This is a genomic window from Nostoc sp. DedVER02, assembly GCF_034530675.2.
Classification (GTDB): domain Bacteria; phylum Cyanobacteriota; class Cyanobacteriia; order Cyanobacteriales; family Nostocaceae; genus Nostoc.
The window spans coordinates 157,067-167,362 of the sequence record NZ_JAVRCP020000016.1 but is presented as its reverse complement, the minus strand read 5'-3'; the positions used below and the strand labels follow the sequence as shown (position 1 = coordinate 167,362).

The 10,296-nt window shown below is 41.8% G+C and carries 8 protein-coding genes and 1 pseudogene; 7 read left to right on the top strand and 2 right to left on the bottom strand.

All coding sequences use genetic code 11. The features are described 5' to 3' along the window. Window positions 1–757 precede the first annotated feature (757 nt). From RMZ41_RS17995 to RMZ41_RS17980, 4 genes are all read left to right on the top strand, one after another. Window positions 758–1,327, top strand: a complete 570-nt coding sequence (locus RMZ41_RS17995; protein ID WP_322643834.1) for a photosystem I assembly protein Ycf4 — start codon at window positions 758–760, stop codon at window positions 1,325–1,327. Window positions 1,328–1,580: 253 nt separating this feature from the next. Continuing rightward, window positions 1,581–2,366, top strand: a complete 786-nt coding sequence (locus RMZ41_RS17990) for a peptidylprolyl isomerase (RefSeq protein ID WP_322643833.1) — start codon at window positions 1,581–1,583, stop codon at window positions 2,364–2,366. Window positions 2,367–2,425: 59 nt separating this feature from the next. Then, a complete protein-coding gene (locus RMZ41_RS17985) occupies window positions 2,426–3,583 on the top strand; it encodes a beta-ketoacyl-ACP synthase (protein WP_322643832.1) in 1,158 nt (385 codons plus the stop codon). 226 nt (window positions 3,584–3,809) lie between these two features. Then, the gene (locus RMZ41_RS17980; protein ID WP_322643831.1) at window positions 3,810–5,099 is read left to right on the top strand and encodes a Glu/Leu/Phe/Val dehydrogenase; all 1,290 of its coding nucleotides are present in this window, start codon (window positions 3,810–3,812) and stop codon (window positions 5,097–5,099) included. Window positions 5,100–5,211: 112 nt separating this feature from the next. Here the strand turns inward: RMZ41_RS17980 and RMZ41_RS17975 are convergent, their stop codons facing one another. Beyond that, window positions 5,212–6,330, bottom strand: a complete 1,119-nt coding sequence (locus RMZ41_RS17975) for a Gfo/Idh/MocA family oxidoreductase (protein WP_322643830.1) — start codon at window positions 6,328–6,330, stop codon at window positions 5,212–5,214. A 103-nt stretch (window positions 6,331–6,433) separates the two neighbouring features. Then, complete coding sequence (locus RMZ41_RS17970) at window positions 6,434–6,916, bottom strand: hemerythrin domain-containing protein (protein WP_322643829.1); 483 nt, start codon at window positions 6,914–6,916, stop codon at window positions 6,434–6,436. A 383-nt stretch (window positions 6,917–7,299) separates the two neighbouring features. Between RMZ41_RS17970 and RMZ41_RS17965 the strand changes: the two are divergent. The 3 genes and pseudogenes from RMZ41_RS17965 to RMZ41_RS17955 all read left to right on the top strand — a co-directional run. Beyond that, a pseudogene (locus tag RMZ41_RS17965) lies at window positions 7,300–7,764 on the top strand (DUF29 domain-containing protein); the annotation flags it as partial. A 241-nt stretch (window positions 7,765–8,005) separates the two neighbouring features. Next, a complete protein-coding gene (locus tag RMZ41_RS17960) occupies window positions 8,006–8,668 on the top strand; it encodes a hypothetical protein (RefSeq protein WP_322643828.1) in 663 nt (220 codons plus the stop codon). A gap of 56 nt (window positions 8,669–8,724) precedes the next feature. Next, window positions 8,725–10,071 carry a four-carbon acid sugar kinase family protein gene (locus RMZ41_RS17955; protein ID WP_322643827.1) on the top strand — a complete coding sequence of 449 codons (1,347 nt, stop codon included), beginning with the start codon at window positions 8,725–8,727 and terminating at the stop codon, window positions 10,069–10,071. The last annotated feature ends 225 nt before the right edge of the window (window positions 10,072–10,296 follow it).

Here is a 10,296-nt window from a genome sequence, read left to right as displayed (position 1 = left end):
AAGCGATCGCGCTTGAGCCAGTCGTCTAGAACGTCAAACCACCCTCTACTGGGCGCACGTCCAACTGCGATGGTCATCGGACTAAAATCCTCTTTTTTTACTAAAATTGCAACGTTTCTAAGGCAGTACGGAAAGCCAATGTAACCGGCTGCCGTGAGGAATTAACGTTTTTTTTGACAATCTCAACCGCGTGAAAGCATCTGAGATTCTGAGAAGTTTGCCGATCGCTGAAATCAGCATTTCTCTTTCTTTATGCCATTACACGTACCATCGGCTAGTAATCTAGCTTGTGGTAACTTAATGATTCTTAACTTATCACATTAGTCAGGGTTTTTGCCTGATACACGGAAGCAAATCACGCACGAAACACGAACCTTATAAATAATATGAATATCAGAAATTTTACAATTTGACACAAGTTTTCTCAGAAATGTAAGAAAATTTAGTCTAGATGGATGTAGGTAGGTGACTCATCTCCAAGAGTTCAAAAAGAGCCTGGGGGCAGGAGAGAGAGAATTTTGATCGGACAATGAGTAAAAAAATTATAAACGTCCCTTAACAAACAAATTATATGGGTAGCAGCAGGGAGGAGGGCGGCTGAGTTTTTGTCAACAATGTTTGGTAAAATAAGCAAGCAGCAGACCCTCTAAAGTCTTCTTTAGTTGAATGACTAGTTTTCAAATTTAGTCAAGTTCTGTCTAGCAGAATTCAGTGTGCGAGTAGTCACAGCGAGTATCTCACAGGCAATTGTAGTTCAATGACGACATCAACAACGATTAACAAAGGCGATCGCCTCCTGCATCAAAATGTTCTCGGTTCTCGTCGGTTCAGTAACTACAGCTGGGCAACTATCGTTACCTTGGGAGCAGGCGGCTTTTTACTGGCTGGGATATCGAGCTATTTAAAAGTTAATTTACTCATAGTTTCCGATCCAACTCAACTGGTATTCATCCCCCAAGGATTGGTGATGGGGTTATATGGCACTGCTGGCTTGCTATTAGCCACATACTTGTGGTTAGTAATTTTATTGGATGTAGGTGGCGGTTACAACGAATTTAACAAGGAAACCGGCACAATCAAAATATTTCGTTGGGGATTTCCTGGCAAAAACCGCCGAATTGAAATTGACGGTCGCATCGAAGATGTGCAGTCCGTGCGAATAACCGTCAAAGAAGGTCTGAATCCTCTTCGTGCCCTCTATCTACGCATTAAGGGTCGGCGAGATATACCCTTAACACGGGTTGGACAACCATTATCTTTAACAGAGTTGGAAACAGAAGGCGCAAAATTAGCCCGGTTTTTGGGAGTGTCACTAGAAGGACTTTGATTAATTGGGAATTGGGCATGGAGCATGGGGCACGGGGCATAGGGCATTGTAAAAATTTTTGGTTTACCCTACTTGTCCACACTCTCGACGCTCATGGGGAAAAATGATAAAGCACAGATACTAGAGGTGGAGGGAGTATGAGGAGATAAGAGAACAAGTAAAACATTATTCTTCTTCATGCCCAATTCCCAATTCCCAATTCCCAATCCCCCTTAAAACGATTAAGATACTCTGGTTAAATCACTAACTGGCAATGCGGTTAAAAATTTCACAATTTTTGCTTTCTTTTGTGCTTATCGGTGCTGTGATGCTGGGAGGATGCTCAACACAGCAGGTAGCTTCTAATACGTCTTCTCCAACCTCGACAGCTACCTCGGCTACCCAGACGACTACTGAAGCAACATCTGTATCTCAAACTAGTAGTATTGATATTCCTGGAACCGCTGGTTTACCACGTCTTGAAGGCAAGGCTACTGTGGTGATAACAGTTAAAGGTTCGCCCATTACTATCGAGGTAGATGGCACTGATGCCCCTATTACAGCTGGCAACTTCGTAGATTTAGTGCAGAAGCGTGTTTACGATGGTTTAGCTTTCCATCGAGTTGTGCGCGAACCACAACCGTTTGTAGTTCAAGGGGGCGATCCAAAAAGCAAAGACCGGAAAGTTCCAGCAGATCAATTGGGAACCGGTAGCTATATTGACCCAAAAACGGGAAATGCTCGCTATATACCTTTAGAAGTTAAAGTGAAGGGTTCGGATACTCCGATTTACAATAAACCATTTGATGCAACTGCTCAACCCGTCGTATTGCCCCATAAACAGGGTGCAGTAGCGATGGCGCGATCGCAATCCCCAGACTCCGCTTCTGCTCAGTTTTACTTTGCTTTGGCGGATCTAGCCTTTTTGGATGGTAACTACGCCGTGTTTGGCAATGTCACTCAAGGCTTTGATGTAGTAAACAAGATTCAGCAAGGCGATCGCATTGACTCTGCTAGAGTCACCCAAGGGGCTGAAAATCTAAAAGCACCAGCGCAGTAAGACAAAATGAAGAATCTAATGTTTGAATAACAAAAGATTGCTCACTTCCAAAATTTAAATTGGTTAAAGTTTGTGTTACTGGTATTGGTTTAATTTCCGCTTTGGGTGGAAATCTAAAAGATAGTTGGCAAAATTTGCTAGCAGGTAAATCTGGAATTAGGTTACATCAACCATTTCCAGAACTGAAACCACTTCCTCTAGGTTTGATTTCTCAACAACCATCTGAGTTGACAATGTTAACTCAAATGGTTGTTAATTCTGCTTTACAAGATGCTGGGTTAGTTCCACCTTTAGCAGATTGTGCTGTAGTTATTGGATCGAGTCGCTCTTATCAAGCATCTTGGGAGAGGCTAGCGCGACAAATGTCTGAAGAAGCGGCAAATTTACCTGTTTCTTCTTTAGGAAATTGGCTAGATATACTACCTCATATCAATGCGATCGCAGCCGCGCGACAAATCGGTGCATCTGGAATAGTTTTAGCACCGATGTCAGCTTGTGCAACTGGAATTTGGTCTATTGCCCAAGCAGCTTTACTGATACAAACTGGGCAATGTCAACGAGCGATCGCAGGTGCAGTAGAAGCACCAATTACACCCTTAACTTTAGCTGGGTTTCAGCAGATGGGTGCTTTGGCAAAAACTGGGGCTTATCCTTTTGATTTACACCGCGAAGGCTTAGTGTTAGGCGAAGGCGCAGCTGTATTTGTCTTAGAATCCGCAGAGTTGGCAAAACAGCGTCAAGCAAAAGTGTATGGTGAAATTCTCGGTTTCAGCTTAACTAACGACGCATATCATAGTAATTCACCGGAACCTGAAGGGAAAAGTGCGATCGCAGCTATCAAACAATGTCTAGAACGTAGTTGTTTATCACCAAGCGATATCGATTACATTCATGCTCATGGTACAGCAACCCAGCTAAATGACCAGATGGAGAGTATGGTAATCCAGCATTTATTTCCTCAAGGTGTAGCAATTAGTTCTACTAAAGGAAGCACAGGCCATACACTCGGAGCATCTGGAGCATTAGGCGTAGCTTTTTCTCTCATGGCATTAAAGCATCAAATATTACCGCCTTGTGTAGGATTGCAGCAGCCAGAATTTGATTTAGATATTGTTACAGCAGCACACCTCAGTAAACTTAACCAAGTCTTATGTTTAAGTTTTGGCTTTGGCGGACAGAATGTTGCGATCGCCTTAGCTAAATACAGCTTTGCATAAGTTTGTAACTAATTCTTTGCGTAACTCTGCGCTTCCCTCTGCGCCCCTACCCTGCGGGAAGGCGAAGCGCCTATGCGTTTAAAAAATAACTCTTTGCTCTTTAGCAGAACGTCAAAAATAAAACTGTAACAAAAAATACAAAATTTTTATTTTTTCAAAAAAAAGGATAAGCTAGTTACAGAATGATATCCGGTTCGTAAAGATACCGTGATTAGGAGAAAGTTTTATGATTTCAAAATCACCACTACCGCTAGAACCTGCTTCTCCGGCACATATATGTCCTTTTGACCAAGCCTGTAGCTACTTAGAAGCAGCAGCTAAAGAATTAAATTTAAATCAGGGTTTGCTGGAAATTCTCAGCCATCCGCGTAAAGTTGTCACAGTTTCCATTCCCGTGAAACTAGATGACGGTGAAATACAGGTTCTTGCTGGACACAGGGTACAGCACTCCGATGTTTTAGGCCCCTACAAAGGCGGAATTCGTTTTCATCCGGCTGTGACATTGCGCGAAGTATCGGCTTTAGCAATGCTGATGACCTGGAAATGTGCATTGTTAGGTATTCCTTATGGTGGTGGGAAGGGTGGCATTCCCATAGATCCAAAACGGTACAGTGTTGGCGAATTAGAGCGAATCAGTCGCCGTTATATCAGCGAATTAATTAAAGATATTGGCCCTTCCGTAGATATTCCTGCGCCAGACATGGGGACTTCTGCCCGTGAAATGGCTTGGATGATGGACACTTACTCTGTAAATGTTGGTCATGCTGTACCAGGTGTTGTGACTGGGAAACCACTTTCCATTGGTGGTTCGCTGGGGCGAGAAATGGCAACTGGACGCGGCACAATGATTATTGTACGTGAGGCGCTAGCAGATCGAGGTAAATCTTTAGTAGGAGTGCGAGTAGCCATTCAGGGTTTTGGTAATGTCGGTGGTGCCGCAGCTGAATTACTACATCAAGCAGGCGCAAAAATTATCGCTGTTTCAACAGGCGCTGGCGGAATATTTTCCGAAGCTGGTCTTGATATTCCCGCGTTGAAAATCTACGCTGCTGAAAATGGTAAGAGTATTATGGGTTTCCCAGAATCTGTACCAATTAGCAATGCAGATTTATTAACTTTACCCTGCGATGTCTTAATACCAGCAGCTTTAGAAAACCAGATTACAGAAGAAAATGTGAATCAGGTGCAAGCGCAAATTGTTGCAGAAGCAGCTAACGGGCCGGTTACTCTTGAGGCTAACTTGGCCTTAGAAGCGCGGGGTGTGACAGTGCTACCGGATATCTTGGCGAATGCTGGCGGTGTGGTAGTCAGTTATTTAGAGTGGGTGCAGGGTCTTTCCTACGTATTTTGGGATGAAGAGCGCGTTAACCGTGAAATGGAACATTTAATGGTACAAGCCTACCAGCGAGTGATTCAACAGTCCAAAAAACGGCAAATTTCTTTAAGATTAGCAGCTTACACTTTAGGGGTGGGTAGAGTTGCCCAAGCGCTGATTGATAGAGGTCTTTATCCTTAGATTTAGGAATATGTAGCGATTTGGTAAAGTACAGATGATCTTAAGGGCACAGCACTGCTGTGCCCCGTACCTGTGTACTTAATTTACTTGAAAAACGCTGTAGATTGCGCCCCTACTCACCAGAAGGTGAAGCAGCATGGATTAAGTCTGGCTTCTTCTCAGCAGGAGGAAGTTCAATAGCTTGAGCCGAAGTAGGGCGTTGATGCCTGGCGCTAGTTTGTATCTGCACAGGTTTACCCGTCTCAATTGATTGGTAAAGAGCTTGAATGATAGAAACATCAATTAAACCTTCTGTTCCAGATGGCTCAGGGTTTTTATCTTGCAGAATACAATCAGAGAAGTAGGTAAATTCAGCTGCTATTTGATCGTGAGCCTCAAAAGTACGCTCTTGGGTTTCACCATCGATTGTCAAGTAGTGCTTCAGTTCTCCGTGCCAAGTATAGGCAGATTCTACTCGTAAATCTCCTTTAGTACCTACTACCTGATAAGTTGAAACTTTAGCCCCTCCAAAGCTACAGGTAAATGTTGCCAACCGCTCATTAGGGAAACGTAAGGTAACACTAGTCATTTCTTCCACTTCGCTGAAACGTTGTTCTCCTTTATTGGCAGCTACAGCAAATACTTCAATTGGTTCATCTTGAAATAGATAACGTACAGCATTAATGCAGTAAATGCCGATATCATAGAGCGTGCCACCACCAGTTACATCTCGTAAACGAATGTTGCCTTCTTCTACTTGTTGACTAAAAACCGAGTTGAAAATGCGTGGTTCACCAATTTGCTTTGAACGGAGAATTTCAACTGCTTGTAAATTTGCTTCTTCTAAATGTAAGCGATAGGCAATCATCAGCTTCACGTTGTTATCATTGGCAGCTTTAATCATTGCCTCACATTCTTCTTCTGTCACTGCCATTGGCTTTTCACACAACACATGAATTGCCTGATTAGCAGCCCGTACAGTGTATTCACGATGCAAGTGATTAGGCAACGCAATATAAACTGCATCAACCTCACCACTTGTTAGACAGTCCTCATACTCATCATAAGAATAAGTATGCTTAATACCATACTTTTTACTCAGTTCTTCAGCTTTAGTAGGGTCATCTGAAACCAGTGCCACTAATTCTGAATTTTCGGCGTGGGCAAAGGAAGGTAAAGCCGCTTCTTGGGCAAACCAACCTAAACCAACAACGGCGTAACGAATTTTACTTTTACCATTTGTAGCAGTCATTTTTTTACTCTCCGACGAAGGGATATTGTGGTAATTTGAATGCATTAATTACCTATAAATAATGGCTAACTGTTTATACAAACACTTAAAATAAAGTGCATTGCTACATTGCTAATGCAGCTTCTACATTTGACACCAACTTATCTTTAGTTTCTTGAAACTCTTGTCCTAATTCAGTTAGCTCTTGAGCGCTCATACATTCGCGCACTGCATTAAAAATTTCACTTTCTTCTTCTTCTACATGATGTTTAAGTGTTTCCTTCAGTTCGGTCATTTTCTCTTTAAACTCAGGTTCAGTATGTTTTAGCGCCTTAATTTCTTCTAAAATAACTGAAACTTCTTCATGTTCTTCTTCAGCTTCTTCAACATATTGTTCGGTTTCTTCGTATTCTCGCAAAGCTGGATAGAAAACTAATTCTTCAGTTCTGGCATGTAAGATTACTGCTATATATATTTGGTTGAATTGCTCAACTAATTTTGTCCCCTTAGCTTTTTCTGCTTCTGCAACAAGCTTCTCAACTTGGCGATGCTCTGCTTCAATTAATGTAAGAATGTCTGTTGACTTAGCTTTAGTAGTTTTAGCCATTTTCTTATCCCTTAGTAACTATCGATTTATAGGGCTGAGAATTTGGAAATTTATGGATTGAATTTCATCTATTCTCAATGGCTTAGTAAATTAAAACCTCATTCTTTCAGTAAGCTTTAGTTTAGACTTAAGGAATATTTACGGTATTGCATCTTCAGTCAAATTCATAACCTCAGCATGATGGATATAAGCTATAGCCTAAAACTTAAACACCAGGTGAAGATTCATACACATTTGGTACAGCCTCACAAAGAAGCGGTATGAGTCCTGAACACAACTAAGTTTTCTTTGTCTTTGATGTTACAACAGAAGCAATCGCTAGATACTTGGTATATATTGCAACTGACAGTTTCTAATACAGATAATAGGACTTTAACAAGTATATGGAGATAAAAATACAACCAACAAATCAGACTTTATACGAGCAAGATTATTATCTGTGGCTGAGGACAACCATCAATGAACTTCGTGCTGGTCAGTTTTCATCTGTAGATTTAGATAACTTAATTGAAGAGTTGGAAGATATAGGGAGGAACCACAAGCGAGCGGTGAAAAGTCTGTTAATTCGACTTTTTGAACATTTGCTAAAGCTGATATACTGGGATATGGAACGGGAGCGAAATCAAGGGCACTGGAAAGGTGAAATCAGGACATTCCGTAGAGAAATTAAGGATCTACTTAAAGAGAGTCCTAGCTTAAAGTCTTACATTTTAGAAATATTTGATGAATGTTATCAAGATGCAAGGAAAGAAGCAAGCGATCGCTCTCAACTTCCCATCGATACATTCCCTATTACGCTTATTGGCTCTTTAGAACAAATTTTAGATGAAAACTGGTTTCCTAGTCATTTGTCATTTGTTCAAGAGATACTACGCCCACCCAACGGCAAAGCTCAACTTGACGTGTGCTTCAAGGCGATCGCCTACAACAGTATTGCATTGTATATAAAAATACTTTTTAGCTTTACTCAGTTGTGTTGCACAGTTTGATTACTTTTTATCATAACTATACGTAACCCACCCATTGAATCTCTACCAAAGCCGATTAAAATAAATACGCAACTTGGGCTTCCATAGGAGTTATCCAGCCGTGCAGCCGGACTTAATAGGCTTGGAAATTAGTAAGGGGGAACTGAGACGTTTGACTGGGTTCGATCCAGAAGACGTTTTCCGTCCCTCTGTTTTGCGAGATAGTAAGAAGCGATTAGGGTTTTTCCTCAATGAAATGCTGGTGACGCTGGCGCTAACACCCATAATTGTGGGCTTTATTTACGCATTTATTATTCTGCCGACAATCGGATCTTCAATTAAATTCGGGATTCTTTTACTAATTTTAGTGCCAATGCCGATATTAGTGGGGCGATGGCTTTGGCGGCAGTTGAGCTTTCCTGAAGGACTGACAATACTTTTAGATGAAGTTGATAAATATCATGACCTGATTAACGCTATAGATATTAATGACCAATTGGCGGCATCAGGAAACGTAGAAAGCAGTATCCATGACCGAGATAAAGTCACCGCTGCCCTACAACTAATTAGAGAAGATTTAGTCCGCGCTCTAAAAACGGAACGAATTTTGCGAGATAATAAAAAATTGCTTGCTAATAACCAAGAGTTATTTGTGAATAATTTAGCCAGTCTGCAAGCTTTACAAGTTAGTAGTCAAGCAGGCGAATATGCTCAACTGCTAAATCAATCATTGCAAATTGCGATCGATGTGCAAGCAGAAATTAGAAAATTACACAAAGGCTGAGTAGAGTTTTTCTTGACTGATGAATTTCCTAAAAAACAATCGCCCCGTTGACTTAAATGAGCAACAAACCCAAAATAATTGTCCTGGATGATGATCCTACTGGTTCTCAAACAGTCCACAGCTGCTTGCTATTAATGCACTGGGATGTGGATACTTTACGGATTGGATTGCAGGATGATTCGCCGATTTTCTTTGTGCTGACTAATACTAGATCCCTAACGCCAGAGTCAGCTGCATCTGTTACCAGAGAAGTTTGCCAGAACCTCAAAATCGCTTTGAATGTTGAAGGAATTGACGATTTTCTAATTGTCAGCCGTTCTGATTCTACTTTGCGAGGGCATTATCCCATCGAAACTGATGCGATCGCAGAAGAACTCGGCCCTTTTGATGCTCATTTTCTTGTACCAGCATTTTTTGTTGGCGAAGCCTCTCGAAGAGAGGGTGGACGCATCACCCGCGATAGCGTGCATTACTTAATGATTGCTGGTGTTCCCACCCCAGTCCATGAAACCGAATTTGCCCGTGATTCAGTCTTCAGCTATCATCACAGTTACTTACCTAAGTATGTTGAAGAAAAGACTCAAGGACGAATTGCTGCCGAAGTTGTAGAAAGGTTTCTCCTAGCTGATATTCGCGCTGGTAGTTTGGAACGCTTGTTACAACTTAAGGGTAATCAGTGCGCTGTCGTCGATGGTGAAACTCAAGCCGATCTCAACCGCTTTGCAATAGACATATTAGCAGCAGCAAGTCAAGGGAAACGGTTTCTATTCCGTAGTGCCGCAAGTATTCTAACGGCTTTAGCCGCTTTACCACCCCAACCCATTGCTGCCGAAAACATGGCTCAGTACGTGCGTCAAGGCAAACCAGGCGCGGTAATTGTTGGTTCCCATGTGAAAAAGACTACTCAGCAGTTAGAGGCGCTATTGCAAGTAGAGGGAACTGTGGGAATAGAAGTAAAGGTGGCGCGATTACTTGATGATGGGGAAAATCAATCTGCGGAACTGCTAAAGGAAATTCAGAAAAGTACATGGGCGGCACACGAAGCGGGCAAAACACCAGTAGTTTATACTAGCCGTCAAGAACTAAATTTTAAAGATGTCAATACCCGATTGGAGTTTGGGGCACAAGTTTCAAGTTTATTGATGGATATTGTACACGGTTTACCATCTGATATAGGATTCTTAATCAGCAAGGGTGGCATTACCTCTAACGATGTCTTGAGTAATGGGCTAGCTTTAACTTCAGCCCGTTTACTCGGTCAAATTTTAGCTGGTTGTTCAATGGTATTAACGCCATCCGATCATCCTCAGTTTCCTGATTTGCCTGTGGTGCTGTTTCCAGGTAACGTTGGCGATGCTGATGCCTTGGGGACAGTTTATCAAAGGTTAACCGTGCCAACTTAAGATTTTAGATTTTAGATTTTAGATTCAAGAATCTTTTGGTTCATGTCAGACTAAGTTCCCGCTACGCGCTTTCAACCCTTGTGAGTGATATAGCAAGGGACTAGGGACTGGGTGAAAAGTCTTTTTGCGTCTAAGTTTCATCATCTGTTGATGTCCTAACCACCAAGGCTTGTGCTATACCAATCCAAAATCTAAAGTTGAAAATCCAAAATTGTTGTCTTTTGG

Bases quoted from the DNA above. Each gene is read 5' to 3' on its own strand.
- RMZ41_RS17995 (WP_322643834.1), top strand. From the start codon at position 758: ATGACGACATCAACAACGATTAACAAAGGCGATCGCCTCCTGCATCAA.
- RMZ41_RS17990 (WP_322643833.1), top strand. From the start codon at position 1,581: ATGCGGTTAAAAATTTCACAATTTTTGCTTTCTTTTGTGCTTATCGGT.
- RMZ41_RS17980 (WP_322643831.1), top strand. From the start codon at position 3,810: ATGATTTCAAAATCACCACTACCGCTAGAACCTGCTTCTCCGGCACAT.
- RMZ41_RS17975 (WP_322643830.1), bottom strand. From the start codon at position 6,330: ATGACTGCTACAAATGGTAAAAGTAAAATTCGTTACGCCGTTGTTGGT.
- RMZ41_RS17970 (WP_322643829.1), bottom strand. From the start codon at position 6,916: ATGGCTAAAACTACTAAAGCTAAGTCAACAGACATTCTTACATTAATT.
- RMZ41_RS17955 (WP_322643827.1), top strand. From the start codon at position 8,725: ATGAGCAACAAACCCAAAATAATTGTCCTGGATGATGATCCTACTGGT.